This is a genomic window from Streptomyces sp. NPDC020489, assembly GCF_044386545.1.
GTDB lineage: Bacteria > Actinomycetota > Actinomycetes > Streptomycetales > Streptomycetaceae > Streptomyces.
Window position 1 is genome coordinate 115,567 of sequence record NZ_JBIRUZ010000011.1, and the last position, 26,681, is coordinate 142,247.

Here is a 26,681-nt window from a genome sequence, read left to right on the forward strand (position 1 = left end):
GCCCGGACATGACCGCCACCCCCTACCAGCAGATGATCTTCCTCAACCTGCCGGTCGACGACCTCGACGCCTCGAAGGCGTTCTTCACCGCGCTCGGCTACTCGATCAACGCCCAGTTCAGCGACGAGAACGCGGCCTCCGTCGTGATCAGCGACACCATCGTCGCGATGCTGATGACGAAGCCGTTCTACGCGACCTTCACCGACAAGGAGATCGCGGACGCCAGGAAGACCAGCGAGGTGCTGATCTGTCTGAGCGCCGAGAGCCGCGAGAAGGTCGACGAGCTGGTCGACAGGGCCGTCGCCGCCGGCGGCACCGCCTCGGACAAGGTCCAGGACCCCGGCTTCATGTACGGCCGTTCCTTCGACGACCTCGACGGCCACACCTGGGAAGTCGTGTGGATGGACCCGGCCGCGATCCAGGGCTGAAGCCGGTCCGGCCGTTCCGCCGCGGCAGAGGCCACGTTCGCCACAGGCCCTAGCATGGGCGGGTGCAGACGATGCCCGCCCATGCGGCCCACCACGGCGACGGTGAGATCGAGAGCCTCGAGGAGTTCGACGCCACGGTGTCGGCCCGCGGCTCACTCGCCGGCTTCCGTGTCCAGGCCGTCGATCTGACCGACCGCACCCGGGAGTTGCTCGCCACCGACACCTCGGGCGCCGTCTTCCTCGGCTGCCCGATGCGCGAGGAGGCGGCCGCCAAGGTCCACGCGGACGGCGCGCTGGTCTTCCCGCCCGTGCCGGACCTTCCCTTCAACCCCTACCGGGGCCTGCTCTATTCGCCGGAGGAGCTCTTCGACGGGCTCTCCCAGGGCTACGAGGAGACGCTGGACGCCCGGGCGTACGCCTGGTTCCAGCGGACCAAGGCCGACGGCGACATCCTCGCCTCGATGCTGCGCGCCATCCACGACGACGCCGTCTCCGACGCCCTCGACGAACTCCTCCGGGGCGCCCGGGTGGTGGGCGTCATGGGCGGCCACGCGATGGGCCGCGGCACGGACGCCTACGCCGGTGCCGCGCGGCTCGGCCGGGAGCTCGCCCGCGCCGGCCTCACGGTCGCCACCGGCGGCGGCCCGGGCGCGATGGAGGCGGCGAACCTGGGCGCGTACGCCGCTCCCTTCGATGACGAGATGCTCACCGAGGCCCTCGAACTCCTCGCCAAGGCACCGAAATTCACGCCCTCGATCACCGACTGGGCGGCCGCCGCCCTCGAGGTGCGCGCCCGCCGGCCGCGCGGCGGTATGTCCATCGGCATCCCGACCTGGTTCTACGGCCACGAGCCGCCGAACCCGTTCGCCTCGCACATCGCCAAGTACTTCGCCAACGCCACCCGCGAGGACGGCCTGTTGGCCCGCTGCAACGCCGGGGTGGTCTTCCTGCCGGGCGCCGCAGGGACCGTGCAGGAGATCTTCGACAACGCCACGCCCAACTACTACGAGTCACGCGGCGAGCCGACGCCGATGGTGCTCGTCGACCGGGCGCACTGGACCGAGAGGCTGCCCACCTGGCCGCTGTTGCGGTCGCTGGCCCGGGAGCGGTCCATGGAGTCGCGAATCGCCCTGGTTGACCGAATCGAGGAGGCTCCCGAGGCGTTGAAACGTCTTGGTGGTTAATAAGACGGCAAAGCAAGTGCCCAAGGAGCCTCTACACATTGACACTTCTTATGGCGCGCTTATAAACCTGTGAGTCTCGTGGGGATCGTGATGTCACATCACTTCTCCCTCAACCCCCCGCATTTGCGCATCCCGTAAAGGACAAACGTGGCAGTTCTGTCCATATCCCGCCGCACCATCGCCCGTTCCGCTCGCGTCCTCGGAGTCGCCTCCGCCTCGGCCGCGCTCGCGCTGGGTGTCGCCGGCAACGCGCTGGCCTGCAACATCAACGAGTTCTCCGCCGAAGCCAAGTGCGAAGGCACCCAGGGCGTCATCACGGTCACCGACGTCGACAAGGCCGGCGTCGAGGCCACCGTCTCCGTGTACCTCGTGGAGAAGAACGCCGACGTCCGCAAGGTCGGCGAGCAGAAGGTGAAGGGCTCCAAGGAGGGCACCACCATCACCTTCGAGGAGGACTGGGCTCCCAACGCGGAGTACCGCGTCCACGTCGAGGCCCTGCCCTACATCAAGGGTGAGGACATCAAGCCGAACCTGACCACCCCCTCCACGGCCTGCAAGACCGAGGAGGAGTCCCCGACCCCGACGGCCACCCCGTCGCCGTCGGACTCCGCCACCCCGCCGGCCGAGGAGGAGAGCCCGAGCCCGACCCCGTCGGCCTCGGAGAGCGACAGCACCGCCCCGGCGGCCACGCCGAGCAACGCCCCGACCCCGGCCGCCGGTGAGTCCAACCTCGCCGAGACCGGTGCGAACTCCAACACCGGTGTCATCGCCGGTGTCGCGGTCGCCCTGGTCGCCCTCGGCGGTGGCGCGGTCTTCTTCGGCCTGCGTCGCCGTGGGGCGAGCAGCGGCCGCTGACGTCCCGCTCGCAGTACCGCTGTGGCCCGTCCTCCGTCAGGGGACGGGCCACGGTCGTAGGGCCCCTCGGCGGCCGCCGGAGGCCCACGGTCGTACGGCCCCTCGGCGACCGCCGCGCGGCTCAGTCCAGTACGACGACCTCGGCCGCGTCGAACTCCACCCCCACCCGGTCCCCGACCTCCGGCGCCTCCCGCAGCGCGCACGCCGCCTCCAGCCGCGGCGCGTCCCCCTCCGGCCGCAGCCGTACGGCGACATGCGTGCCCCGGAACGTCCGGGCGGTGACCGTGCAGGGCAGCCCCTCGCCGACGCCCACGAGCCGTACCCCCGCGGGCCGCACCAGCAGGTTCCGGACGCCCTGCGCGGCCCCCTCGGGCACGGGCAGCTTCCCCCAGGGCGTGTCCGCGGCCTCGCCGCCGACCAGGCCCTCCACCACGTTCTCGAAGCCGAGGAAGCGGGCCACGAACTCGTCCACCGGCTGCTGCCACACCTCCAGCGGCGTACCGGACTGCGCGATCCGCCCGTCCCGCATCACCACGACCCGGTCCGCGAGCGCGAACGCCTCGCCCTGGTCATGGGTGACCGCGAGCACGGTCGTGCCCAACCGCCCGAACAACTCCCTGAGTTCGACGACCAGCCGCTCCCGCAGCGAGCGGTCCAGCTGCCCGAGCGGCTCGTCCAGCATCAGCAGCCGGGGCCGGGGCGCGAGGGCCCGGGCCAGCGCGACGCGTTGCTGCTCACCGCCGGAGAGCGAGGCGACGGCCCGCCGCTCGGCGCCGGGAAGGCCGACGAGGTGAAGCAACTCCCGCACCCGGTCGCCCCGTTGCTCACGGGCCACGCCGTGCATGCGCAGCCCGAACGCCACGTTTCCGGCCACGTCCCGCTGCGGGAACAGCTGGTGGTCCTGGAACATCAGCCCGACCCCGCGCTTGTGCGCGGCCACGCCCGTCTGGTCGTGCCCGTCCAGCGACACCCGCCCCGCGTCCAGGTGTTGCAGCCCGGCCACGGCCCGCAGCAGCGTGGACTTCCCGCTCCCGCTCGGTCCGAGCACACACACGATCTCGTGCTCGGCGACCGCCAGGTCGACCCCGTCCAGCACGGCCCGGCCGCCGAAGCGGACCGTCGCGCCCTGAAGGCTCAGCAGCATCAGAACTCACCCGTCCGATCGGTCCGCAGCCGCTCGAGGACCAGCAACGACACCGCGCACACCACCATCAGAATCGTCGAAAGGGCCATCGCCTGCCCGTAGTTGAGCTCGCCGGCCCGCCCCAGCAGTCGTGCCACCGCGACCGGCAGCGTCGGGTTGTCGGGCCGCGCGATGAACACGGTCGCCCCGAACTCCCCCAGCGACACCGCGAACGCGAACCCGGCCGCGATCAGCAACGCCCGCCGCACCAGCGGCAGATCGACCTCCCGCCAGACCCGCCAGGGCGACGCCCCGAGCACGGCCGCGGCCTCCCGCAGCCGATGGTCGACGGCCCGCAGCACGGGCAGCATGGTCCGCACCACGAAGGGCACCCCGACCAACGCCTGCGCGAGCGGCACCAGGATCCAGGAGGCCCGCAGGTCCAGCGGCGGCTCGTCGAGCGCGATCAGGAACCCGAACCCGACGGTCACCGCGGACACGCCCAGCGGCAGCATCAGCAGCGCGTCGAAGCCCCGCACGAACCGTCCCGCGTCCCGCCGGGTCAGCGCGGCCGCGGCGAGGCCGCCGATCACCACGGCGATGAGGGTGGCGGCGACGGCGTACTCCAGCGAGTTCCCGACCGCCTCGATGGGCGGGACGAGGAAGACCCCGCCGTCGCTGTGGGTGAGGGCGCGGTAATAGCCGAGGTCGGGGGCGTCGAGCGAGCGCTCCACCAGCACGGCGAGCGGCAGCAGGAGCAGGACCAGCACCGTGAGCAGCACCCCGCCCAGCAGGGCCCACTGCCCCGCCCCGCGCGGCCGCCGGGCCGTCCCGGACGCGTCCACCAGGCGCAGGGCCGTCTCCCGTCGCCGTACGGTCCAGGCGTGCAGGGCGAGGATCGAGCCGACGGCCAGGAACTGGACGATCGTGAGGACCGCGGCCGTGGGCAGGTCGAAGATCTCCGAGGTCTGCCGGTAGATCTCCACCTCCAGGGTGGAGAAGGTCGGCCCGCCGAGGATCTGCACCACACCGAAGGAAGTGAAGGTGAACAGGAAGACCATCAGGGTGGCGGCGGCCACCGCGGGCCCGAGCGCGGGCAGCGTGACCTGCCGCCACGCCCGCGCGCGCGAGGCACCCAGCATCCGCGCGGCCTCCTCCTGCCGCGGGTCCAGCTGGGACCACAGCCCGCCCACCGTGCGGACGACGACCGCGTAGTTGAAGAAGACGTGCGCCAGCAGGATCGCCCACACGGTGGTGTCCAGCCGTACGCCCCACAGCTCGTCGAGCAGTCCCCCGCGCCCGACCAGCGCCAGGAACGCCGTACCGACGACGACCGTCGGGAGCACGAAGGGGACGGTGACCACCGCCCGCAGGATCTGCTTGCCGGGGAAGTCGAGGCGGGCGAAGACATAGGCGCCGGGCAGCGCGAGCAGCAGGGTGAGGGCGGTGGAGGCGAGGGCCTGCCAGGTGGTGAACCACAGCACGTGCCGGATGTCGGACTGGCCGAGCACCTCGGTGATCCGGCCGAACTGCCAGACCCCGTCGGCCTTGAGCCCGCGCGCCACGATGGCGGCGACGGGCCATGCGAAGAAGAGCCCGAAGAACGCGACGGGGACGGCCATCAGGCCGAGCCGTACCGCCGCGCTCCTCCTCCGGCCCTCGCGGGGGGCTACTTCAGTACGAGCGAGGTCCACGACTTGACCCACTGGTCACGGTGGTCGGCGATCTTCGCCGGGGCCATGGTCTCGGGGTCCTTGGCGGCGGGCCCGTACTTCGTGAACTCGGCGGGCACGGCCGCGCCCTCGGTCACCGGGTAGACGAACATGTTGAGCGGCATGTCCTCCTGGAACCTCTTGCTGATCAGGAAGTCGATGAGCGCCTTGCCGCCCGCGCTGTTCTTCGCGTTGCTCAGCAGCCCGGCGAACTCGATCTGCCGGAAGCAGGTGCCCTCGGCGACCCCGGTGGGCGCGGTGGCCGGCTTCGGATCGGCGTAGATCACCTCGGCGGGCGGCGAGGAGGCGTAGGAGACGACGAGCGGGCGGTCGGCCTTGGCCTTCTTCCCGCCCGCGGAGCCGGAGAACTCCTCGTTGTAGGCCTGCTCCCAGCCGTCGACGACCTTCACGCCGTTGGCCTTGAGCTTGGTCCAGTAGCCCGCCCACCCGTTGTCGCCGTACTTGGCGGCGGTGCCCAGGAGGAATCCCAGGCCGGGCGAGGAGGTGGAGGCGTTCTCGGTGACGAGGAGGTTCTTGTACGCGGGCTTGACCAGGTCGTCGAGGGACGCCGGGGGCGCCAGCTCGTGCTCGCTGAAGTAGGCCTTGTCGTAGTTGACGCAGATGTCGCCGTGGTCGACGGGGGTGACCCGGTGCTTGTCGCCGTCGAGCCGGAAGCGCTCGTCGACGGCGTCGAGTCCCTTGGCCTCGTACGGCTGGAAGAGTCCGTTGTCGAGGGCCCGCGACAGCAGGGTGTTGTCGACGCCGAAGAAGACGTCGCCCTGCGGGTTGTCCTTGGTCAGGATGGCCTTGTTGACGGCCTGCCCGGCGTCGCCGTCCTCCAGGACCTTGACCTGGTAGCCGGACTCCTTCTCGAACGCGGCGAGGACGCCCTTGGAGACGGCCCATGAGTTGTGGCTGACGAGCGTGACGGTCTTGGAGCCGCCGGTGGACTCGCCGCTGTCGGACGACCCGCACGCGGACAGCGCGACGAGACCGAAGCCGACGGCGAGGACCGTGGCCTTCTTGGTGATGCTCACTGGATTCCTCCTGGGGTGACCAGGAAGAGACGCGGCCCTGCCCGGCAGCCTCCGAAAGGCTCCGGGCAGGGCGCAACAGCTCGAGTGGTGACCGATCTCCCTACCCAGAATGACCTGGGCCAGGTTCGGAGGGTCTGCGGCCGGTGCCGCACTCTCAGCGCTGTGGCGCTCCCCTGTCGGAATATGAAGATGTACGTACCGGGATCAGGTTACCGCTCGCCGGCCGCGAGCTGGCCGCAGGCCCCGTCGATCTCCTGCCCACGGGTGTCCCGGACGGTGACGGGCACGCCGTGCGCGGCGATCGCCTCGACGAACGCCTTCTCGTCCTCGGGCCGCGAGGCGGTCCACTTGGAGCCCGGGGTCGGGTTCAGCGGGATCAGGTTCACATGCACGGGCTTGCCCTTGAGCAGCCGCCCGAGCCGGTCACCGCGCCAGGCCTGGTCGTTGATGTCCCGGATGAGCGCGTACTCGATGGACAGCCGGCGGCCCGACTTCGCGACGTACTCGAAGCCCGCCTCCAGCACCTCGCGCACCTTCCACCGCGTGTTCACGGGGACCAGGGTGTCGCGCAGCTCGTCGTCGGGGGCGTGCAGCGAGATCGCGAGCCGGCACTTGAAGCCCTCGTCGGCGAACCGGTGGATGGCGGGCACGAGCCCCACGGTCGACACGGTGATGCCGCGCTGCGAGAGCCCGAGCCCGTCCGGCGCGGGATCGGTGAGCGCGCGGATCGACTGCGCGACCCGCTTGTAGTTGGCGAGTGGCTCGCCCATGCCCATGAAGACGATGTTGGAGAGCCGCGCGGGTCCGCCCGGCACCTCTCCGTCCCGGAGCGCCCGCATCCCGTCCACGATCTGGTGGACGATCTCGGCGGTGGACAGATTGCGGTCGAGCCCGGCCTGCCCGGTGGCACAGAAGGGGCAGTTCATGCCGCAGCCCGCCTGCGAGCTGATGCACATGGTGACCCGGTCCGGGTACCGCATCAGAACGGACTCCACGAGCGTCCCGTCGAACAGCCGCCACAGCGTCTTGCGCGTGGTCCCCTGGTCGGTCGACAGATGCCGTACGACGGTCATCAGCTCGGGAAGCAGCGCCTCCTGGAGCCTGCCGCGCGCACCGGCGGGGATGTCCGTCCACTCGGCCGGGTCGTGCGCGTACCGCGCGAAGTAGTGCTGCGAGAGCTGCTTGGCACGGAACGGCTTCTCACCGATCTCGGCCACGACATCCTTGCGCTCGGCAGGAGTGAGATCGGCAAGGTGCCGCGGCGGCTTCTTGGCTCCGCGCGGGGCGACGAAAGTGAGTTCTCCGGGCTTGGGCATGGTCATACCAGTGTCGCAGATCAACCGGAGTGCACCGATCGGCGTCCGTGGTGGCTACCGCCACTCCCACAGGTGGGCGAAGACCGAGCCGTCGCCGCGCTCCCGGGTCCAGAAGCCCGACGCGGGAAGGCCGGGCACCTGGACCTCGGCCTCGTGGAAGACGTACGCGGACGGCAGGCCGGGGTACGACGGGGAGGGCTGCCGGTCCGGGTCCCGGGGCCTGGAGACGCGGCCCAGCACGACTCCCGGTCCCTCGACGCCGAGTTCCTCGGCCACGCACCGCAGTGCGGCGGCGGCCGCGTCCTCGTCGCGCACGATCTTCTCGGCGGGGGGCCGGTTTCGTCGGCGCACGGTGCCGTCGCTCATCAGCTGCGAGGTCTCCACGAGCTCCCGGCCGCCCTGCCGGACGCGCAGGGTCACGACGTCGACGCGGCGCAGCGGCGGATCGTCCTCCAGCGTCGTCTCGCCGGCCTCGATCTCGGCGTACAGCTGCCGGACGGTCTTGGTGCCGTCGGTGCCCCACGAGGTGTGCGGGACGCCGTTCCGCTCCAGCCACTCCCGGAGCCCGCCCAGGCTTTCCGGAACCTCCATGCGCCCGCCCCCCTGCTCACCGCTTCCATGCCGCCGTCCGGCGCGATCCTTCCCGCCCCGCCCGCCGAGCGCCACCTCCTTCCGACAAACGGCAGGAGCCCCCGCCGAAGCGGAGGCTCCTCAGTGTGACCGGGCCGGACCGGCGAACGCTCAGCCGGAGCCGACGAACAGCACCAGCAGCAGCCATACGACCGGAGCCGTCGGCAGGAGCGAGTCCAGCCGGTCCATGATGCCGCCGTGCCCCGGCAGCAGCGTGCCCATGTCCTTGATGCCCAGGTCCCGCTTGATCATCGACTCGCCGAGGTCGCCCAGCGTCGCGCTGGCCGCCACCGCGAGACCCAGCAGCAGACCCTGCCACCAGATGCCGTCGTCGATCAGGAAGTGCATGCTCAGCGCACCTGCGACCATCGCGAAGGACACCGCGCCGAGCAGCCCCTCCCGGGTCTTGCCGGGGCTGATGCGCGGAGCGAGCTTGTGCTTGCCGAAGCGCCAGCCGACCGCGTACGCCCCGGTGTCGCTGACGACGGTCAGGACCAGGAACGTCATGACACGGAACGCACCGTCGTCCGCGGTGAGCATCATCGCGACGAAGGTCGCCAGGAACGGCACGTAGAACGCCGCGAAGACCCCCGCGGTGACGTCCTTCAGATAGCCCTCGGGCGGCTCCGTCATCCGCCAGACCAGGACGGCCAGCGCGGTCAGCGCCATCGCCACCCAGGCGCCCTCGGCACCGCGGACGTACCCGGCGACGACCATCGCCGCACCACCGACGGCCAGCGGAACGAGGGGCGCCCTGATGCCCTTGCGCTCCTCCAGCCGGGAGGTCAGCTCCCACAGGCCGACGACGACGGCGACCGCTATCACTCCGATGAAGGCGGCCTTGACGACGAACAGCGACGCGACGATCACCGCGCCGAGCCCGACACCGACCCCTATGGCCGCACCCAGGTCCCGCCCCGCGCTCTTCTTCTGCGGCGCGGGAGCCGGCTGCGGGGCGTCGGGCATGGGCTCCGGATTCTGCGGCGCCACCGCACGGGGCTGCGCCGACCTGGTCTCGTCTCGGAACAAGGGGCCGCTCAGCCGAGCGGCCCCCCGGTCGTCATCCTGGTCGTCCCCGTACCGGGGTCCGTCGGGCGCGATGGGCATGGGGCGAGTGTGCTGCGCCTCAGGCGCATCGTACGCGGGACCCGCCGGGGCAGCCCCCTGGACAGGCCCCTGGTCGGACGGCCCCCAGTACCCGGCTTGTGGCGGCGCCCCCCAGGAAGAGTCGTTCATCAGACCTCGAGAAGCTCCGCTTCCTTGTGCTTCAGGAGCTCGTCCACCTGAGCGACGTACTTGTGCGTCGCGTCGTCGAGCTCCTTCTCCGCACGGCGGCCCTCGTCCTCACCGATCTCGCCGTCCTTGACGAGCTTGTCGATCGCGTCCTTGGCCTTGCGGCGGACCGAGCGGATGGACACGCGCGAGTCCTCCGCCTTGCTCCTGGCGACCTTGATGTAGTCGCGGCGGCGCTCCTCGGTGAGCTCCGGGAACACCACACGGATGATGTTGCCGTCGTTGCTCGGGTTGACGCCCAGGTCCGAGTCGCGGATGGCCTGCTCGATGTTGCGCAGGGCCGTCTTGTCGAACGGCGTCACGACCGCCATGCGCGGCTCCGGCACGGAGAACGAAGCCAGCTGGTTGATCGGCGTCGGCGCGCCGTAGTAGTCGGCCACGATCTTGTTGAACATCGCCGGGTGCGCACGGCCGGTGCGGATCGCGGCGAAGTCCTCCTTGGCGACCACGACGGCCTTCTCCATCTTCTCCTCGGCCTCGAGGAGGGTCTCTTCGATCACCACTTGCTCCTGCGTGTCTTGAGTAGGCCCGGCTGCTGTTCCATGTGCGTGGGGCGGCGGCCGGCTGCGTCGCGTCTTCTTCCTGCACGGTTCCGGACCGGCAGGACATTGTCCATCCCCCGGTCAGGGACCGGGTGTGTCCCGGGTCAGTCCCGGCTGCCCTGCTCACCCACAAGCGTGCCGATCTTCTCACCCTTGACGGCGCGCGCGATATTGCCCTCCGCCAGGAGCTCGAACACCAGGATGGGGAGCTTGTTGTCGCGGCACAGCGTGATGGCGGTCATGTCGGCGACCTTGAGGTCGCGGGTGATGACCTCGCCGTAGCCGAGGGAGTCGAACTTGACGGCCTCGGGGTTGGACTTCGGGTCGGAGTCGTAGACCCCGTCCACGCCGTTCTTGCCCATCAGCAGCGCCTCGGCGTCGATCTCCAGGGCGCGCTGGGCGGCGGTGGTGTCGGTGGAGAAGTACGGCATGCCCATACCGGCGCCGAAGATGACCACACGGCCCTTCTCCAGGTGGCGCACGGCGCGCAGCGGGATGTACGGCTCGGCGACCTGACCCATGGTGATGGCGGTCTGCACGCGCGAGTCGATGCCCTCCTTCTCCAGGAAGTCCTGGAGGGCGAGGCAGTTCATCACGGTGCCGAGCATGCCCATGTAGTCGGAGCGGGCGCGGTCCATGCCGCGCTGCTGGAGTTCGGCGCCGCGGAAGAAGTTGCCGCCGCCGATGACGACCGCGATCTCCGCCCCGTCGCGCACGACGGCCGCGATCTCGCGGGCGATCTTGTGCACCACGTCGGGGTCCACGCCGAGGCCCCCACCACCGGAGAAGGCCTCTCCGGACAGCTTCAGCAGAAACCGGCCGCGTAGTTTGCCGTCGTCGCTCTTCTGGGCCTTGGTGGTCATGGAGTTCTCGCCTCTTTCAAGGGGTCGCACATACGAAGAAGGCCATTGCCGGTGGGAACTGGCTCGCATCCCATGCGCGGCAATGGCCTCCTCGTCAGATCTGCTGTCGTCCGCCGCGCGCGTGCGTGGCGGCGTACCGGACGACTGCCTACGACCCTATCGGGGTCCGGCGTCGTACGCGGTACGGACTCAGATGCCGACCTTGATACGCGTGAAGCGCTTCAGGGTGACACCGGCCTCGTCCAGAACCTTCTGGACAGACTTCTTGTTGTCCAGCGCGTACGGCTGACCGAGCAGCGTGGCGTCCTTGAAGAAGCCGTTGACGCGACCCTCGACGATCTTCGGCAGGGCGGCCTCGGGCTTGCCCTCGGCGCGGGTGGTCTCCTCGGCGACGCGGCGCTCGGACTCGACGACCTCGGCCGGCACGTCCTCCTTGGAGAGCCACTTCGGCGCGAAGGCGGCGATGTGCTGGGCGACACCCTTGGCCAGCTCGGCGTCGGCCTTGTCCAGCTCGACCAGGACACCGATCTGCGGGGGCAGGTCGGGCATGGTGCGGTGCATGTAGGCGAAGACGAAGCCGTCGGCGAACTGCGCGAAGCGGTCCAGGACGATCTTCTCGCCGAGGTTGGCGTTGGCCTCGTCCACGAACGCCTGGACGGTCTTGCCGGCCTCGATCTCGGAGGCGAGCAGGGCCTCGATGTCGGCTGGGGAGGTCTTGGCGACGTGCTCGGCGATCGCGGTGGCGACGGCCTGGAACTTCTCGCCCTTGGCGACGAAGTCCGTCTCGCACTTCAGCTCGACCAGGACACCGGAGGTGTTGTCGTCGGCGATCAGGGAGACCACGGCGCCGTTCTCGGCGGAGCGGCCCTCGCGCTTGGCGACGCCCTTCTGGCCCTTGATCCGGAGCGCCTCGACGGCCTTGTCGACGTTGCCCTCGGCCTCGTCCAGCGCCTTCTTGCAGTCCATCATGCCGGCGCCGGTGAGCTCACGGAGCTTCTTGACGTCGGCGGCGGTGTAGTTCGCCATGATTCTTGAAGTCTCTCTCGAAGTCTGAGGATCTACGGGCCAACGGCGGGGGCTGAGGGGCCCCCGCCGTCAGAACACCCGAAGGGGTGAGGGGTCAGGCCTGCTCGGCCTCGGCGGCCGGAGCCTCGGTGGCCTCGGCCTCGGCAGCGGGGGCCTCGGCGGCCGGAGCCTCGGCGGCGGGCGCCTCAGCCTCGGCGGCGGGGGCCTCAGCAGCGGGCGCCTCGGCGGCGGCCGGAGCCTCGTCGGCCTTCTTCTCGCCCTCGAGCAGGTCGCGCTCCCACTCGGCGAGCGGCTCGCCCGCGGCCTTCTCACCCTTGTCGCCGGTGGCGACGCCGGAGCGGGCGATGAGGCCCTCGGCGACGGCGTCGGCGATCACACGGGTGAGCAGGGTGACGGAGCGGATCGCGTCGTCGTTGCCCGGGATCTTGTAGTCGACCTCGTCGGGGTCGCAGTTGGTGTCGAGGATGGCGACGACCGGGATGTTGAGCTTCCGGGCCTCACCGACCGCGATGTGCTCCTTCTTGGTGTCCACGATCCAGACGGCGCTGGGCACCTTGGACATCTCGCGGATACCACCGAGGGTCTTCTCCAGCTTGGCCTTCTCGCGCGAGAGCACGAGAAGCTCCTTCTTGGTCAGACCGGAAGCGGCGACGTCCTCGAAGTCGATCTGCTCGAGCTCCTTGAGGCGCTGCAGACGCTTGTAGACGGTGGAGAAGTTGGTGAGCATGCCGCCCAGCCAGCGCTGGTTGACGTAGGGCATGCCGACGCGGGTGGCCTGCTCGGCGATGGCCTCCTGCGCCTGCTTCTTCGTGCCGACGAACATGACCGTGCCGCCGTGGGCGACGGTCTCCTTGACGAACTCGTAGGCGCGGTCGATGTACGACAGCGACTGGAGCAGGTCGATGATGTAGATGCCGTTGCGCTCCGTGAAGATGAAGCGCTTCATCTTCGGGTTCCAACGACGGGTCTGGTGACCGAAGTGGACGCCGCTTTCCAGCAGCTCCCGCATCGTGACGACGGCCATGGCCGTTCTCCTTGTTTTTCTCGGTTATGTACCTGACGCCCACATGCGCCGTGCCACGAAGGACCGAGGGGCGCTGACAGGGACGGGTCGTTGCCGACCGCCGTGTCTGTCGGGGCGTGCGAAGTCGACCCGGTGACCCGGATCGCCAGAAGAAGTGTACGGGACCCGCGGGGCACCGGGTGACGCCGCTGTCCACAACCGGGGTCCGGTCCACAGGTCCCGGCCATGATCGGCGGGCGTGCGGGACGGTTCGGGCATGCGAGCGAAGCGAAGCGTGTGCACGTTGCTGCTGGGACTGGCGCTGCCGGTGCTGACCCCGGGCCCGGTGGCGGGCGACCCGGCTCCACCACCGCCGGCGGCACCGCACCCCTCGGTCCCGGCCATCGGCCGCGCCTGGCCGGTGGGGGTGCGCCCCGCGGTCCTCCGCGCCTGGGAGCCCCCGGCGACGGCCTACAGCCGCGGCCACCGGGGCGTGGATCTCGCGGCGACTCCGGGCACACCCGTACGAGCGGTGGCGCCCGGCCGGGTCGCCTTCGCGGGCCGGGTGGCGGGAAAGGGGGTGGTCTCCGTGGACCTGACGGACACGAACCTGCGGACGACGTACGAACCGGTCACGGCGACGGTGGAGAAGGGCGCCGAGGTGGCGGCGGGCGAGGTGATCGGCACGGTGGATGCGACGGGCTCCCACTGCACGGCCCCGTGCGTGCACTGGGGCTTGCGCAGCGGCGCCACCTACCTGGACCCCCTGACCCTGCTACCACCGTGGCTGCTGCACCGGGGGCCGTCGAGACTGCTACCGGTACTGGGCGTGCCTCTGCCCTGACCCCGGCGCGGTGCGATCGCGGCGGAAGCCGTACCGGCCGACAAGCACCGCCTCCCGGCCCTGGTCACGGGCGCGGCACCGGCCGAGACAGCCACCGGCCCTGGGCGTCGCCCTGCCACAGTCGCGGGCGTCGTACCGGTCCAGACTGCCACCGGCCACGGCGTCACCCTGTCCTGGGCCCGGGCGCCGTACTGGCCGAACAGCCACCGACCCTGGGCGCCGCCCGCCTTGGGTCCGGGGGTCGTGCCGGCCGAGACAGTCACCGCCGCAGGCAGAGTCTCGCCAGCAGGGGGAGCAGCTCGCACCCCAACCGAGGCGGACACCCCGCGGACCTCAGCCCCCCACACCCCGCAGAACCATGGTCACCGCAGCCTCGGTGATCGCCGAAGGCTCCTCCGCCGCCCCCAGCTCGATCCTCCGTACAGCCGCGTCCACCACGCCCTGGAGCAGCATCGCGGCGAGCCGGGGCTCCGTGTGCCCCATCTCCGCCAGCGCCTCGACGATCATCGCGACCAGGCCTCCGTGCGCGGCGCGGATCTTCTCCCGGGCCCCGGCGTCGAGCTCGCTCGCGGAGATGGCGACCACGGCCCGGTGCCGGCGGTCCCCGACGAGAGCGAGCTGTCGCCGCACGTACGCCTCGACCTTGGCCTCGGGCCCGTCCGCCGCGGCCATCGCCGCCGAGACCTCCGCGGCCCAGACCGGGAAGTCGACCTCGCACAGCTCCTCGACGACCGCGGCCCGTGACCGGAAGTACTCGTACACGGACGACCGCGCCAGCCCCGTCCGCTCGGCGAGAGCCGGGAACGTCAGCGCCTCCGTCCCACCCTCGGACAGCAATGACCTGGCCGCGTCCAGCAGGGCGGCTCGCTGCATCGACCGGTGCTCGGCCACGGAGGCCGCTCGAATCCTTGGCACGTCGTCCACTTTACGGACGGACCGTCCCCGACGGGAGACACTCACGCCGACGAAGGTCATCCGGCCAGGTCAGCGACCGAAGGCGGCCAGTTTCGCCCGCAATTGCAGCACCGACTTGGTGTGGATCTGGCTGACCCGGCTCTCGGTGACCCCGAGGACGTTGCCGATCTCGGCGAGGGTGAGGCCCTCGTAGTAGTAGAGCGTGACCACGGTCTTCTCCCGCTCGGGCAGGGTGTTGATCGCCCGCGCCAGGAACCGCCGCAGCTCCCTGTCCTCGGCCACCTCGACGGGGTTGTCGGCGGCGGTGTCCTCCAGCGTGTCCATCAGGCTCAGCCGGTCGCCCTCGCCCCCGACGTGCAGCAGTTCCTCCAGCGCCACCACGTTGGCCAGCGACAACTGGCTGAAGACCGCGTGGAGTTCGTCCACTGCGACCCCCATCTCGCCGGCCACCTCGAGCTCGCTCGGCGTCCTGCGCAGCCGCGCCTCCAGCGTCGCGTACGCCCGCTCGACGTTGCGCGCCTTCTGCCGCACCGAGCGCGGGATCCAGTCCAGCGCCCGGAGCTCGTCGATCATCGCGCCCCGGATCCGGGTGATCGCGTACGTCTCGAACTTGATCTCCCGGTCGATGTCGAACTTCTCGATCGCGTCGATGAGCCCGAAGACCCCCGAGGAGACGAAGTCGGCCTGCTCCACATTGGGCGGCAGACCGACGCTCACCCGGCCCGCCACGTACTTCACCAACGGCGAGTAGTGCAGGATCAGCTGCTCCCGCAGCCGCTCGTCGCCCGTCGCCTTGTAGGAACGCCACAGTTCGTCGAGCGTCGAGGGAGCGGGCGGCCGCACGCTACCGTCGCGGGCGGCTGGGGGGATCGCCGCCCGGTCGGACCCGGAGGTGTGCTGGGGCATTCGTCGCCTTGTGCCGTTCTGCCGTGAAGTGGGGCTGCCTGGGGGAGCTGTCTGTCTGGTGTCGAGTTCGATGCCGAGGTGCCGGTCTGTGCCGGAATCCCCGTGAGCGTAGCGTGACTGGAGTGTCGCAGTGTGCGAAGGGCGGGGCCGGGGGCGTGCGCAGATACGTTCCTTTGACCGCCCCACCGAGTCACGGCGGTAGCCCTGTGTGACCACCGTCCGTCGGTCAACTACGGGAAACCCCAAGGCTTTCGGGGTTCCCCCGGACGGCCGAACACGCTCGGTCAACATCGACGTCCACCGTCCCGGACGGAGATCATCGCCTGGCGTGTCAACTTCCAGCCGTCGCCGTGTCGTTCGACGTAACCAAGTGCTCGGAGTTCGTACAGTCTCGCGATCGCGTCGTCCACCGTCGTCTGCGCGCCCCGCCCGACCTCGGCGGCGGTCGCCGCCCGGCGGGACGGCAGCGCGGCCAGGACCCGCCGGGCGTCCGGCGCGAGCAGGTCGCGCGGCAGGACGGGCCCCCGCCGGTCCGGGGCGAGCTCCCCCATGTCACCGACCAGCTCCACGACTTCCTCGGCGTCGGTGACGAGCACGGCCTCCCCGCGCAGCAGTTCATGGACCCCGGCGGAGAGCCCGCTGGTCGCGGGTCCGGGCACGCCCATGGTGTGCCGGCCGAGCCGCTGCGCCGCCCGCGCGGTGACCAGCGACCCGCTCCGACAGGCCGCCTCCACGACCACGGTTCCCCTGGTCAACGCGGCGATCACCCGGTTACGCAGCACGAACCTGCTCGGCGTCGGATGATCCCCCGGCGGCAACTCCCCGATCACCAGCCCCTGTTCCGCGATCCGGTTGATCAACTCGGTGTGCCCCTGCGGGTAGGGCCGGTCCACCCCGCAGGCCAGCACGGCGACGGTCGCCCCGCCGGCGCCGAGGGCACCGCGGTGGGCGGCCCCGTCGACGCCGTAGGCCCCGCCGGACACCACGACCCAGCCCCGCTCGGCGAGACCGCCGGCGAGCGTGGCCGCCATGTGGGCGCCGTACTCGGTGCAGGCGCGGGCGCCGACCACGGCGACCGACCGGAGCGCCCACATCCGCAGACTGGGTGCCCCGCGCACCCACAGCCCGAGCGGCCGCGCGTCCCCGAGGTCGTCAAGCTGACCGGGCCACTCGGCGTCCCCGGGACACACGAACCGCACCCCCGCACGCCGCGCGGCCTCGAGGTCCGCCCGCGGCTCGGCCCGCCCGGCCCGCGCGAGCAGCCCCGCCCACCGCTTCCCGCTCACCCCGGCCGGCGCGACCTCCCGACCTTCCCGCAGCCACCGGGCCACCTCCCCCACCCCGGCCTCCCGCACCCACCGCCCGGCGACCTCGTCACCGGGCTCGATGACACGGGTGAGGAAGATCCGGGCGAGGAGTTCGTGCTCCGGGTCCTGATCGGCGTTCACGCCGGCGCTCCGAGGGCCATCGGCACGCCCCTGGGGACCCCGGTGCGCAGTTGCAGCGCGAGGGCGACGTCGGTCGCGTCGGGGCGGTCGTGCCCGACCAGGTCGGCGACGGTCCAGGCGACCCGCAGGACGCGGTCGAGGCCCCGGGCCGTCAGGACGCCGCGTTCGAGACAGCGCTCGGCGTCGTCCATCGCGCCCGGTAGCGGGTGCCAGCGGCTGCGCAGCTCACGTCCCGGCACGTCGCTGTTGGTCCGCCACGGGGTGCCGGTGAGGCGCGCCGCCGCCCGCGCCCTGGCGGCCCGCACCCGGTCGGCCACGACCGTGGTCGACTCGCCCCGGGCTCCGCGCCCCGCGAGCTGGGCGCGCGTGACGCGGTCCACCTCGACCCGCAGGTCGACGCGGTCGAGCAGCGGTCCGGAGAGCCGGGCCTGGTAGCGGCGGATCACCGAGGGCGGGCACTCGCAGAAGTCGTCGGTCTGCGAGAAGCGTCCGCACGGGCACGGATTGGCAGCGAGCAGCATCAGGAACTTCGCCGGGAACCGCACGACACCGGCACTGCGCGCGATCACCACGTGCCCCGCCTCCAGGGGCTGCCGCAGTGCGTCGAGTGCCCGGCTGCTGAACTCGGGGGTCTCGTCGAGGAAGAGCACTCCTCGGTGGGACAGCGACACCGCGCCCGGCCGGGCGAAGCCGGGGCCGCCGCCGACGAGCGCCTGCATGGTGGCCGAGTGGTGCGGGGCGCAGTAGGGCGCGACGTCGATGAGGGGTTTGCCGGGTGGCAGCAGACCGGCCACCGAGTGCACGGCGGTGACCTCGAGCGATTCCTCGCGGGTCAGCGGGGGCAGGACGCCGGGCAGCCGTTCCGCGAGCATCGTCTTGCCGGCGCCGGGCGGCCCTTCCAGGAACAGGTGGTGGCCGCCGGCCGCCGCGACCTCCACGGCCGTCCGCGCGGAGAGCTGGCCCACCACGTCGGACAGGTCGTGCCCCTGGTCGTGCTGCGCGGCGCCCATGCTGTGCGTGCCGGTGGCCGCGCCGGCCCCCGGTACCCGCAGCCCGGCCAGGAGCGGGTCGGGGCGGCCGGGTTCGTGCGGCTCCTCGTCGGGGACGGGCTCGTCCGCGAGGACCGCGATCAGCTGGCGCAGGCTGCGCACGCCGAGCACGGAGACGCCCGGCACCAGCGAGGCCTCGGCGGCGGCGCACTCCGGCACCACGACCTGTTCGTAACCGGCGTCCGCGGCGGCCAGCACGGCCGGCAGGATGCCCCGGACCGGGCGCACCCGCCCGTCCAGGCCCAGCTCACCGATCATCATGATGTCGGCGAGCACCCGCGGATCGATCCGCTCCGAGGCACCGAGCACCGCGCACGCGATGGCGAGATCGAACCCCGAGCCCGCTTTTGGCACCGACGCCGGGCTGAGTCCCACCGTCAGCTTCTTCTGGGGCCACTCACCGCCCGAGTTCACCACCGCCGCCCGAACCCGGTCCCTGCTCTCCGTCAGGCTCTTGTCCGGCAGGCCCACCAGCGTGAACGCCGCCACGCCAGGCTCCAGGTCCGCCTGGACCTCGACCACCACGCCCTCGACGCCCACCAGCGCCACCGAGCACGTACGAGCGAACCCCATCTCAGGCCACCCCCCGCGCGTGCTCGACGACGGGTGCGCCGCGGCTCGGCAGGACCACGCCGACCAGGTCGATGCGGACGCCGCCCGGTGGCGCTCCTCCGTGGGCGTGGATCCAGCACGCGGCGAGGCCCCGCAGCCGCTCGGCCTTCTCGGGGGTCACCGCGGCCATCGGGTGCTCGAAGGCACCCGTCCGCCGGGTCTTCACCTCGCAGACGACCAGGACGTCCCCGTCCCGCGCCACGATGTCGATCTCACCCGTCCTGCCACAACGCCAGTTGCGCTCCAGGACGGTCATCCCGGCCGCCGCCAGCCGCCGCGCGGCCAGCGTCTCGCCGTACTTGCCGAGGGCACTTCGTGCGTTCATGTCGGCACCACCTCCGGCACCCACCGTCACGCGAACCGGCCCACCAAGTTGATCTTGGTGGGCTACTCGGCGGTTGTGGACAACTCCGTCACCCGATCGGCGACGGGCGGCATCAGCTGCCCGGAAGCTCCAGGTCGCTCTTGTTGAGCTCCTCGATGTTCACGTCCTTGAACGTCAGCACGCGCACCTGCTTCACGAACCGGGCCGGCCGGTACATGTCCCACACCCACGCGTCGGCCATCGACACCTCGAAGAAAACCTCACCCTGGACCGAGTGCACCTGCATCTCGTAGTCGTTGGTGAGGTAGAAGCGCCGCTCGGTCTCGATCACGTACTTGAACAAACCGACGACATCGCGGTACTCGCGATAGAGCTTGAGCTCCATCTCGGTCTCGTACTTCTCGAGGTCCTCGGCGCTCATGGCATGTTCCCCTTCAGCCGTGCGGTCCCACCATTGTGCGCCAGACCCGTCAGCCCCTAGACGATTTCGGGGTCAAGGGTCACGGGCCCGGCCGGGGGGCCTTCGTCGAGCAGCCTGCGCAGCAGCCCGGCGAGTCTGGTCGGATACACCGTCTCATGCGCCCGGGTCAGTTCCTGACACGTCCACCAGCGCGCTCCGGCGACGCTGCGCCGCTCGAGTTCGGTGAGGGCCACGGCCCGGGTGGCCGTCTGGGTCGTGCGGGCCAGGTAGTACCACTCGTCCTGGTCCCACCGGCGGCCCGCGAACGGGAAGGAGCACATCCGCCGCCACAGCACCGGCCCGAGCTCCACCTCGGTGATGCCGGTCTCCTCCACGAGTTCCCGCAGAGCGGCCTCTTCACGAGTCTCGTCGCCCTCGACCCCGCCACCCGGTGTGAACCACCAGTCGTCGCTCGGATCGTCCGGTTCATGGCCGTGCAGCAGGAGGATGCGGTCGTCCGGGTCGAGCAGCACCACCCGGGCGACCTTGCGCAGCCCGCCCTCGTAGCTGTCCGCCGCGGCCTCAGCGCGCACCCGCGGGCTCCGTCCGGGTCCGGGCGCGCCGCTTGGCCAGCAGACCGGCGACCGGACCGTAGGCCCCGCCGCCGAGGACCAGCACGGCACCCACCACGATCGCGACGGTGATCAGCCGCAGCGGCCCCGGCGAGGACAGCGCGCCGAGCCTCTCGAAACCGGTCGGCCTCTTCAGCATGCCGTCCATCGGCCATACGACGGCGTCGACCCGGGCCGTCACGGCGGACCGCGCGACCGTGCCGCTGGCCGCGTCGGTCAGGTGGGCGCTGGAGTCCAGGGAGCCCTGCCGCTCGTCGCCGAGCAGGAACAGCCGCCCCTCGGGAACCTTCACGGTCGGGATGTTCTTCCACTCGGCCGCGGTGCCCTCGGGCAGATACGGTTCGTCGATCTGCTTGCCGTTGACCGTCAGCTTGCCGTCCGTGCAGCAGGCGACGGTGTCGCCGCCGACCGCGACCACGCGCTTGACCACGGGGGCGTTGGAGACCCAGTTCTTGTCGGTGAAGACGACGACGTCGCCCCGGCGGACCTCGCCGCCGTCGACCCGCTGCGCCAGGACCCGCTGGCCGGCGTCGATCGTGGGCGCCATCGAGCTGGTGGGCACGGTGTACGGCCGGTAGACGACCGCTCCCCAGGCGAACCCGCCGAGGAACAGCACCAGGCCCAGCGCGACGGCCAGCCCGGACAGTCGCTGCCCGGTCCGGCTGCCCACCGGGCCCCTGTTCGTGCCCCCGCCGCGCGGGACCGTACGTGTCGTGCTCTCGCCACCCATGGGTCCGCACCCTACCCGGCGGTACCTGACCCGGTCAGCCCCTTCCCGGGCGACCTCGGTCACCCGTTCCGTAAAGCTTTCACCGGGTCGCCGAGCCCCACGACCAGCGAGCTTTCACCGGAACCGACGGGACCCCGCGATCAGCGAACCACGGCCGGCCGAACCGCCGCCGAGATCACCGCACCATGGCCGGGGCCGAACCACCGCCGAGATCACCGACGTCCCGGCCGGCCGACCGACCGGCCCCTCCCGCTCAGCGCGTCTCCGCCGACGCCGTCCTCCGGCGCCGCCACAGCACCAGCGGCACTGCACCGGCCAGGGCGAGGCCCTGCGGGGCCACCGTCAGAGCGGTGGACGCGGCGGACTGGGTGTTCAGGCCGTCCTGGTCGAAGGTGTCCGGGACGGGCAGGGTGCCCCAGCGGTTGATCGGCCAGGCCTTGACGATGGCGCGGCCGACGACCTCGTCGACCGGGACCATGCCGTGGTACTTGTCGTCCTGGTTGTACCGCGAGTCGCGGGAGTTCTGGCGGTGGTCGCCCATCACCCACAGGAAGCCCTTGGGCACCTTGACCTTGAACTGGCCCATCTCGTCGTCGGTGCACGGGGTGTTGCCCGGGTAGACGTACGACGCCTCGTTCAGCGCCTTGCCGTTCACCTTCAGCGGGCCGGTGCCCTTGCACTCGACGGTGTCGCCGCCGACGCCGATGACGCGCTTGATGAGGTCCTTCTCCTCGGCGGACGGCATCAGGCCGATCCAGCTGAGGAAGGTCTGCACGATGTTCGGGTCGGCCGTCGGCTCGCCGTACAGCCACTTGCTCGGGTCGTGGAAGACGACGACCTCGCCGCGCTCGGGCTCGGAGCCGAACCACGGGGTGAGCTTGTCGACGAGAACACGGTCGCCCTGCTGGAGCGTGTCCTGCATCGAGTCCGAGGGGATCGAGAACGCCTGCACCAGGAACGTCTTGATCAGCAGCGCCAGGACGAGCGCGATACCGATGAGGATCGGCAGCTCCTTCCAGAAGGAGCGCTGGGCCTTCTTCTTGGGGGCCGAGTCGCCCGGCCCGTCCTCGCCTGGCTGTGTCCGCTCGTCCGCGGCGTCACTCCCGGAGGTCACGGCGTCGTCCGTGGCCGGGTCGGCCGCGTCCGCGGGGCGCCCGCGGTTCTCCTCGCCGTCGTGCCCGGACCGTGCGCCAACCGCCACATCCCCCACGCCAACTCCTTACTCTGTGCCGCCGCCTGCCCCATGCGCGGCGCAGGCCCACCACTCCCATAACGAGCGGGAGTTCCGCAGGGCTCGGGAGCTGGATCGTTCTGTTCGGATCGTCGGAGGCAACCCTATGCGACAGTCGGGGAGCCGCAGTCGACCCGGCGGCCGAGTCGGTAAGGGATGAGTATGTTTTCGGCTCCTCCAGGGTGTTCCAGTGGCCGAAGGGCCAGGCGATGACCCTCGCCCGCCCCACCACCGAGTCCTCCGAGACCGTACCCCCGTAGTCGGTGTCCTGATGCGCGCGGGAGTCCGCGGAGTTGGCCCGGTGGTCGCCCATCACCCACAACCGCCCCTGGGGGACGGTGATGTCGAACTCCTGCGTCGACGGGGCGTTGCCGGGATAGAGGTAGTCGCCCTCGGTGAGCGGAACGCCGTTGACGGTCACCCGTCCTTGCGCGTCACAGCACTTGACCCGGTCACCACCGACGCCCACGACCCGCTTGATGAGGTCCTTCTCGTTCTCGGACGGCAGCAGACCGATGAAGGTGAGCCCTTCCTTGACCTGCTTGATGACGACGGGGTCGTCCTTCTTCGGCGTGGTCTGCTCGTCCTGGAGCCAGCCGCCGGGGTCCTTGAAGACCACGACGTCCCCGCGCTGCGGCTTGGAGCCGAACCACGGGGTCAGCTTGTCGACCAGGACGCGGTCGCCGATCTGGATCGTCTGCTCCATGGAGCCGGACGGGATCACGAAGGCCTGGACGAGGAAGGTCTTCAGCACCAGGGCTATCAGCACGGCGACGCCCACGAGGAGCGGTATCTCCTTGACGGCGGAGCGCCTGCGGCGCCGCTTGACCTTGCGCTGGAGCTTGCGCCGCTCCGCGCGCGTACGGCCGCTCCCGGCGGAGCCGGCGGTGCGCCGGGAGCCGGTGGGCAGCAGGTCCTCGGCGGCGCTGCTGGGCACCCCGCGCGGTTTGCCACGGTTACCCATCCGCGCCCTCCGCGGCGGGCACGCGCGCGTAGGCGTCCGGGCGCTCCAGGCGGGTCCAGTGGGCGGTCGGCCACAGGATCCAGTCGGCTCGGCCGATCACCTCGCCGACGGGGACCATGCCGCCGCCGGGCGAGCCGAGGTGGTCGCGGGAGTCGCTGGACCCGCTGCGGTGGTCGCCGAGGAGGAAGAGGCTGCCGTCGGGCACGACCACGTCGAAGTCCACCGAGGACGGGCTGTCACCGGGATACAGGAACGTCGACTCGTCGACCGACCGGCCGTTCACCTCGATCCTGCCCTCCTTGTCGCAGCAGACCACGTGGTCTCCCCCCACCCCGACGACGCGCTTGACGTAGTCCGCGTCCCCGAAGTACCCGGTCCCGTCGAAGACCACCACATCTCCGCGCCGCGGCTCGGCTCCGAAACGGTACGCCAACTTATTTACGAGAACCCGGTCCCCGATCCTCAATCCGTTCTCCATGGATCCGCTGGGAATCTGGAACGGTTGCACCACGAAAGCGTTGAGGAGCAGCAGGAACACCAGACCGAGCAGCGCGCTCAGGGTGATCCGCCCGCCGGGCAGCCACGCGGCGATCCGCGGCACCAACGCGAAACGCGACCGTTCCTCCGACCCCTCTGTGTCCGAGATCTCCTCGGACTCGGAAGGGCGGGAGGAGCGGTCGCGCTCCGTGTGCTGTGCTTCGGTGTCCATCGGGGCCAGATGCTATCCGGCCCCTCTGTGAACTCCCGAACGCGCGATCAGTTGTCGCGCTTCTCCTTGATCTTCGCGGCCTTACCACGCAGCTCGCGCAGGTAGTAGAGCTTGGCGCGACGCACGTCACCGCGGGTGACGAGCTCGATCTTCTCGACGATCGGGGTGTGCACCGGGAAGGTGCGCTCGACGCCGACGGAGAACGAGACCTTGCGGACCGTGAAGGTCTCGCGGACACCGGCACCCTGGCGACGGATGACTACGCCCTTGAACTGCTGCACACGGGAGCGGTTGCCCTCGATGACGCGGACGTGGACGTTGACGGTGTCACCCGGGCGGAACGCCGGGATGTCGCTGCGCAGCGACGCGGAGTCGACGGAGTCGAGAAGGTGAGACATGTCGTCTGCTTTCTTCACCCATGCCACAGGTCATAGGCGGGAGCTAGGTGTATCGGAGGATGCTGTCCGTGTCGGGACGGGCGTCGTGTCCCCCTGTGGCAGGGGCGCACGCCGGACTACGCACAACAGCGACCTATTCTTCCACGCCGTCCACCCGACGCCAAAATCGGCCGTACGGCTCCCCCGCCGGATCGGGCGCCCAGCCCAGGATGGAGAGCACCTCGCGGTCCTTCTTGTCGAAGGCCTTGGGGTCGCAGCGCTCGATGAGGTCGGGCCGGTGGACCGTGGTGCGCTTGAGCGCCTCGTCCCGGCGCCAGCGGGCGATCTTGCCGTGGTGGCCGCTGAGCAGCGTCTGGGGGATCTCCCGGCCGCGCCAGGCGGGCGGCTTGGTGTAGACGGGGCCCTCCAGGAGGTTCGCCATCGCGCCGGGCGCGAAGGAGTCGTCCCGGTGGGACTCGGCGTTGCCCAGGACGCCCGGCAGCAGCCGCGCCACGGCCTCCGTGACGACCAGGACGGCGGCCTCACCGCCGGCGAGGACGTAGTCGCCGATGGAGACCTCGTAGACCGGCATCCGGGTCGCGTACTCGTCGACGACCCGGCGGTCGATGCCCTCGTAGCGGGCCGGCGTGAAGATCAGCCAGGGGCGTTCGGAGAACTCCACGGCGAGTTCCTGGGTGAAGGGACGGCCGCTGGGGGTGGGGACGATCAGGGCGGGCCGGGCGGCGCCGGCCTCGTACCCCTGGGCCAGCACGTCGTCCAGCGCTTCCCCCCAGGGCTCGGTCTTCATGACCATGCCGGGCCCGCCGCCGTACGGGGTGTCGTCGACGGTGTTGTGGCGGTCGTACGTCCACGCGCGCAGGTCGTGCACCTGGACGTCGAGCTGTCCACGGGCGCGCGCCTTGCCGACGAGGGAGACGTTCAGCGGGTCCAGGTACTCGGGGAAGATCGTGACGACGTCGAGGCGCATCACGCCTCGTCCCGGGACGAGGCGATCTCGGCCTGGTCGTCGATCAGACCGGGCGGCGGGGTGATGACCGCCCGCTGCTCCTCCAGGTCGATCTCGCTGACGATCTCCGCCACGAACGGGATCATCACCTCGCTGCCGTCGGGCCGCTCCACGATGAAGAGGTCCTGCGAGGGCAGGTGCGAGATCTCGGTGATCCGGCCCACGACCACGCCGTCCGCGGTGACGACGTCGAGGTCCATCAGCTGGTGGTCGTAGTACTCGTCCTCCTCCTCCGGCAGCTCCTCCGGGTCCACCTCGGCGATCAGCAGGGTGTTGCGCAGCGCCTCGGCGGCGGTCCGGTCATGGACGCCCTCGAAGCGCAGGAGGAGGCGGCCGCTGTGGACGCGGCCGCTCTCGATGGTGAGGGGGCCCGTGGCGGCGGGGTCCGTGAACAGGACGGCGCCGGGGCCGAGCCGCAGCTCCGGCTCGTCGGTGCGGACCTCGACGGTGACCTCGCCCTTGATGCCGTGGGCACGGCCGATGCGAGCGACTACCAGCTGCACTGTGCTTGATCTCCTGGACGACGGTTGAGTACGACTACGGGCCGGGGACGGCCCAGAGGCCCTCCCCGGCCCGAGCCGGTGCTGCGTGCGGCGTCAGCGGACGTGATCGACGTCGACCAGGTCGACGCGGACACCACGGCCGCCGATGGCGCCTACGACGGTACGCAGAGCGCGTGCGGTGCGGCCGTTGCGACCGATCACCTTGCCGAGGTCGTCCGGGTGGACCCGGACCTCGAGCACACGCCCGCGGCGCAGGTTGCGGGAAGCGACCTGCACATCGTCAGGGTTGTCGACGATGCCCTTCACGAGGTGCTCGAGAGCCTCCTCGAGCATGCTCAGGCCTCGGTCGACTCAGACGAAGAGGACTCGGCCGCGGCCTCGTCCTTCTTCTCAGCCTTCTTCTTCTGGGTGATGGCCTCACCCTTGCCCTCGTCGTCGCCGCCGAGAGCCTCGAACGACGGACGCGCGGCCTTCGGAGCCGGCTGGAGCAGCGGAGCCGGGGCGGGCTCGCCCTTGAACTTCTGCCAGTCGCCGGTCAGCTTCAGGATGGCGAGGACGGGCTCGGTCGGCTGCGCGCCGACACCCAGCCAGTACTGCGCGCGCTCCGAGTCGACCTCGATGCGCGAGGGGTTCTGCACCGGGTGGTACAGGCCGATCTCCTCGATCGCACGGCCGTCACGACGGGTGCGGGAGTCGGCGACGACGATGCGGTAGTGAGGCGAACGGATCTTGCCCAGACGCTTCAGCTTGATCTTGACTGCCACTGGAGTGGGTTCTCCTGGTTTTGACGTGATTGGGCACGGCAGATTGCCGCGTGGGGTTGCGGTACCCGAGTGCCCGATGGACGCGTCAGCCGGAGGAGAGAGGGGTCCTGTGCGACTGTCGAGTACAGCTAGCCATTGTGCCACACCCCGCGGGTCGCGTCCGACCCGGGCCGCGGGGAGGCACGCCTGAGGGGCACCCGGCGGTGCAGGGTGCCCCGGGCGTCGTCCGGCAC

General features: G+C 70.9%; 30 protein-coding genes and 1 riboswitch. Of the genes, 4 read left to right on the plus strand and 26 right to left on the minus strand.

Annotated features, from left to right (window positions below):
• The first annotated feature begins 8 nt into the window (after positions 1 to 8).
• The 3 genes from ACH41F_RS27975 (at position 9) to ACH41F_RS27985 (ending at position 2,467) form a co-directional block, all read left to right on the plus strand.
• Positions 9 to 428, plus strand: coding sequence for a VOC family protein (locus tag ACH41F_RS27975; protein WP_398837995.1), 420 nt, complete (start codon positions 9 to 11; stop codon positions 426 to 428).
• A gap of 62 nt (positions 429 to 490) precedes the next feature.
• Positions 491 to 1,612, plus strand: a complete 1,122-nt coding sequence (locus ACH41F_RS27980; RefSeq protein ID WP_398837996.1) for an LOG family protein — start codon at positions 491 to 493, stop codon at positions 1,610 to 1,612.
• 147 nt (positions 1,613 to 1,759) lie between these two features.
• The gene (locus ACH41F_RS27985; protein WP_391232461.1) at positions 1,760 to 2,467 is read left to right on the plus strand and encodes an LAETG motif-containing sortase-dependent surface protein; all 708 of its coding nucleotides are present in this window, start codon (positions 1,760 to 1,762) and stop codon (positions 2,465 to 2,467) included.
• Between the two features lie 121 nt (positions 2,468 to 2,588).
• Here ACH41F_RS27985 and ACH41F_RS27990 read toward each other — a convergent pair whose 3' ends face one another.
• The 10 genes from ACH41F_RS27990 to rpsB all read right to left on the minus strand — a co-directional run bounded on the left by ACH41F_RS27990 (position 2,589) and on the right by rpsB (position 13,033).
• On the minus strand, positions 2,589 to 3,611 hold the full coding sequence (locus ACH41F_RS27990; RefSeq protein WP_391232462.1) for an ATP-binding cassette domain-containing protein: 1,023 nt from the start codon (positions 3,609 to 3,611) through the stop codon (positions 2,589 to 2,591).
• Positions 3,611 to 5,212, minus strand: coding sequence for an ABC transporter permease subunit (locus tag ACH41F_RS27995; RefSeq protein WP_391232463.1), 1,602 nt, complete (start codon positions 5,210 to 5,212; stop codon positions 3,611 to 3,613). The genes ACH41F_RS27990 and ACH41F_RS27995 overlap by 1 nt, the downstream gene beginning before the upstream one ends.
• A 47-nt stretch (positions 5,213 to 5,259) precedes the next feature.
• Positions 5,260 to 6,339: a thiamine ABC transporter substrate-binding protein gene (locus ACH41F_RS28000; RefSeq protein WP_391232464.1), complete on the minus strand. Its 1,080-nt coding sequence runs from the start codon at positions 6,337 to 6,339 to the stop codon at positions 5,260 to 5,262.
• Between the two features lie 79 nt (positions 6,340 to 6,418).
• Positions 6,419 to 6,524, minus strand: a riboswitch (TPP riboswitch).
• Between the two features lie 24 nt (positions 6,525 to 6,548).
• A complete protein-coding gene (gene rlmN, locus ACH41F_RS28005) occupies positions 6,549 to 7,655 on the minus strand; it encodes a 23S rRNA (adenine(2503)-C(2))-methyltransferase RlmN (RefSeq protein ID WP_391232465.1) in 1,107 nt (368 codons plus the stop codon).
• A gap of 54 nt (positions 7,656 to 7,709) precedes the next feature.
• On the minus strand, positions 7,710 to 8,246 hold the full coding sequence (locus ACH41F_RS28010) for a hypothetical protein (RefSeq protein ID WP_391232466.1): 537 nt from the start codon (positions 8,244 to 8,246) through the stop codon (positions 7,710 to 7,712).
• A gap of 150 nt (positions 8,247 to 8,396) precedes the next feature.
• Positions 8,397 to 9,521, minus strand: coding sequence for a phosphatidate cytidylyltransferase (locus ACH41F_RS28015; RefSeq protein ID WP_391232467.1), 1,125 nt, complete (start codon positions 9,519 to 9,521; stop codon positions 8,397 to 8,399).
• Positions 9,521 to 10,078: a ribosome recycling factor gene (gene frr / locus ACH41F_RS28020; RefSeq protein ID WP_391232468.1), complete on the minus strand. Its 558-nt coding sequence runs from the start codon at positions 10,076 to 10,078 to the stop codon at positions 9,521 to 9,523. Before frr ends, ACH41F_RS28015 begins: the two co-directional genes overlap by 1 nt.
• A 146-nt stretch (positions 10,079 to 10,224) precedes the next feature.
• Positions 10,225 to 10,983: a UMP kinase gene (pyrH, locus tag ACH41F_RS28025; protein ID WP_391232469.1), complete on the minus strand. Its 759-nt coding sequence runs from the start codon at positions 10,981 to 10,983 to the stop codon at positions 10,225 to 10,227.
• A 189-nt stretch (positions 10,984 to 11,172) separates the two neighbouring features.
• Entirely contained in the window at positions 11,173 to 12,009 is an 837-nt protein-coding gene (gene tsf, locus ACH41F_RS28030; protein WP_391232470.1) for a translation elongation factor Ts, read from the minus strand.
• Between the two features lie 94 nt (positions 12,010 to 12,103).
• Complete coding sequence (gene rpsB / locus ACH41F_RS28035; RefSeq protein ID WP_391232471.1) at positions 12,104 to 13,033, minus strand: 30S ribosomal protein S2; 930 nt, start codon at positions 13,031 to 13,033, stop codon at positions 12,104 to 12,106.
• 256 nt (positions 13,034 to 13,289) lie between these two features.
• On the opposite strand from rpsB, the gene ACH41F_RS28040 reads away from it, so the two are divergent.
• On the plus strand, positions 13,290 to 13,856 hold the full coding sequence (locus ACH41F_RS28040; RefSeq protein WP_391232473.1) for a peptidoglycan DD-metalloendopeptidase family protein: 567 nt from the start codon (positions 13,290 to 13,292) through the stop codon (positions 13,854 to 13,856).
• A 333-nt stretch (positions 13,857 to 14,189) separates the two neighbouring features.
• Here the strand turns inward: ACH41F_RS28040 and ACH41F_RS28045 are convergent, their stop codons facing one another.
• From ACH41F_RS28045 to rpsP, 16 genes are all read right to left on the minus strand, one after another.
• Positions 14,190 to 14,747, minus strand: coding sequence for a TetR/AcrR family transcriptional regulator (locus ACH41F_RS28045; RefSeq protein WP_398838127.1), 558 nt, complete (start codon positions 14,745 to 14,747; stop codon positions 14,190 to 14,192).
• Between the two features lie 93 nt (positions 14,748 to 14,840).
• Positions 14,841 to 15,677, minus strand: a complete 837-nt coding sequence (whiG, locus tag ACH41F_RS28050) for an RNA polymerase sigma factor WhiG (protein ID WP_391232474.1) — start codon at positions 15,675 to 15,677, stop codon at positions 14,841 to 14,843.
• 284 nt (positions 15,678 to 15,961) lie between these two features.
• A complete protein-coding gene (gene dprA / locus ACH41F_RS28055; RefSeq protein ID WP_398837999.1) occupies positions 15,962 to 17,125 on the minus strand; it encodes a DNA-processing protein DprA in 1,164 nt (387 codons plus the stop codon).
• Positions 17,122 to 18,747, minus strand: a complete 1,626-nt coding sequence (locus ACH41F_RS28060; protein WP_398838001.1) for a YifB family Mg chelatase-like AAA ATPase — start codon at positions 18,745 to 18,747, stop codon at positions 17,122 to 17,124. Before ACH41F_RS28060 ends, dprA begins: the two co-directional genes overlap by 4 nt.
• 1 nt (position 18,748) lies before the next feature.
• On the minus strand, positions 18,749 to 19,111 hold the full coding sequence (locus tag ACH41F_RS28065) for a YraN family protein (protein ID WP_391232478.1): 363 nt from the start codon (positions 19,109 to 19,111) through the stop codon (positions 18,749 to 18,751).
• A 112-nt stretch (positions 19,112 to 19,223) separates the two neighbouring features.
• Positions 19,224 to 19,532, minus strand: coding sequence for a DUF2469 domain-containing protein (locus ACH41F_RS28070; protein ID WP_005311352.1), 309 nt, complete (start codon positions 19,530 to 19,532; stop codon positions 19,224 to 19,226).
• 56 nt (positions 19,533 to 19,588) lie between these two features.
• Positions 19,589 to 20,104, minus strand: a complete 516-nt coding sequence (locus tag ACH41F_RS28075) for an NUDIX domain-containing protein (protein ID WP_391232480.1) — start codon at positions 20,102 to 20,104, stop codon at positions 19,589 to 19,591.
• The gene (gene lepB / locus ACH41F_RS28080) at positions 20,094 to 20,873 is read right to left on the minus strand and encodes a signal peptidase I (RefSeq protein ID WP_398838003.1); all 780 of its coding nucleotides are present in this window, start codon (positions 20,871 to 20,873) and stop codon (positions 20,094 to 20,096) included. Before lepB (ACH41F_RS28080) ends, ACH41F_RS28075 begins: the two co-directional genes overlap by 11 nt.
• A gap of 253 nt (positions 20,874 to 21,126) precedes the next feature.
• Positions 21,127 to 22,083, minus strand: a complete 957-nt coding sequence (lepB, locus tag ACH41F_RS28085; protein WP_398838004.1) for a signal peptidase I — start codon at positions 22,081 to 22,083, stop codon at positions 21,127 to 21,129.
• Complete coding sequence (lepB, locus tag ACH41F_RS28090; RefSeq protein ID WP_391232483.1) at positions 21,971 to 23,068, minus strand: signal peptidase I; 1,098 nt, start codon at positions 23,066 to 23,068, stop codon at positions 21,971 to 21,973. Before lepB (ACH41F_RS28090) ends, lepB (ACH41F_RS28085) begins: the two co-directional genes overlap by 113 nt.
• Positions 23,061 to 23,777: a signal peptidase I gene (gene lepB, locus ACH41F_RS28095; protein WP_391232484.1), complete on the minus strand. Its 717-nt coding sequence runs from the start codon at positions 23,775 to 23,777 to the stop codon at positions 23,061 to 23,063. The genes lepB (ACH41F_RS28090) and lepB (ACH41F_RS28095) overlap by 8 nt, the downstream gene beginning before the upstream one ends.
• A gap of 47 nt (positions 23,778 to 23,824) precedes the next feature.
• Positions 23,825 to 24,175, minus strand: a complete 351-nt coding sequence (gene rplS, locus ACH41F_RS28100) for a 50S ribosomal protein L19 (RefSeq protein ID WP_013000407.1) — start codon at positions 24,173 to 24,175, stop codon at positions 23,825 to 23,827.
• 133 nt (positions 24,176 to 24,308) lie between these two features.
• Complete coding sequence (trmD, locus tag ACH41F_RS28105; protein WP_398838005.1) at positions 24,309 to 25,142, minus strand: tRNA (guanosine(37)-N1)-methyltransferase TrmD; 834 nt, start codon at positions 25,140 to 25,142, stop codon at positions 24,309 to 24,311.
• Positions 25,142 to 25,684 carry a ribosome maturation factor RimM gene (gene rimM, locus ACH41F_RS28110; RefSeq protein WP_391232486.1) on the minus strand — a complete coding sequence of 181 codons (543 nt, stop codon included), beginning with the start codon at positions 25,682 to 25,684 and terminating at the stop codon, positions 25,142 to 25,144. The genes trmD and rimM overlap by 1 nt, the downstream gene beginning before the upstream one ends.
• A gap of 93 nt (positions 25,685 to 25,777) precedes the next feature.
• The gene (locus tag ACH41F_RS28115; RefSeq protein ID WP_003973401.1) at positions 25,778 to 26,017 is read right to left on the minus strand and encodes an RNA-binding protein; all 240 of its coding nucleotides are present in this window, start codon (positions 26,015 to 26,017) and stop codon (positions 25,778 to 25,780) included.
• 2 nt (positions 26,018 to 26,019) lie between these two features.
• Positions 26,020 to 26,448: a 30S ribosomal protein S16 gene (rpsP, locus tag ACH41F_RS28120; RefSeq protein ID WP_391232487.1), complete on the minus strand. Its 429-nt coding sequence runs from the start codon at positions 26,446 to 26,448 to the stop codon at positions 26,020 to 26,022.
• Between the last annotated feature and the right edge of the window lie 233 nt (positions 26,449 to 26,681).